The organism is Saccharothrix sp. ST-888 (assembly GCF_000955975.1).
Classification (GTDB): domain Bacteria; phylum Actinomycetota; class Actinomycetes; order Streptomycetales; family Streptomycetaceae; genus Kitasatospora.
This window is the reverse complement of the sequence record NZ_JYJF01000391.1, coordinates 1-418: the sequence shown is the minus strand read 5'-3', so window position 1 is coordinate 418 and position 418 is coordinate 1. Positions and strand designations below refer to the sequence as shown.

Sequence of the window (418 nt, the reverse complement as noted above, 5' to 3'; positions counted from 1 at the left end):
GCGAGCTGCTCGTCAACGCGATCATCCGGAAGGACGTGAACGGCACCGCCGCAGTCGCGCTCTTCTCCGCCGTCCTGGTGCTCATCGCAGGCATGCTCTCCGACGTGGTGTACGCGGCGCTCGACCCGCGTGTGCGGGTGCGCTGACGCGACCGACCGAGCATCACGTCCCTTACGCAGCAGAGGAGAAGAAGCCATGAGAACACAGCCCACGACCGATACGGCCGTCGTCGAGATCGCCACCGCGACCGCCGGTGAGCGCCAGCCCAAGCGGCAGGGCCGCGCCCGGCTGACCGTCCGCCGGTTCGCCCGCAACCGCGTGGCCCTGGTGGGCCTGGGCATCCTGGTCCTGCTCTTCCTGGCGGCCTACGTCGGCCCGCTGTTCGACAAGTACGACTACACCTTCCACGACTACATGG

1 pseudogene is annotated in these 418 nt (G+C 68.4%); it reads left to right on the top strand.

Annotated features, from left to right (window positions below):
• Positions 1-195: 195 nt before the first annotated feature.
• Positions 196-418: pseudogene (locus UK12_RS33235) on the top strand (hypothetical protein); the annotation flags it as partial.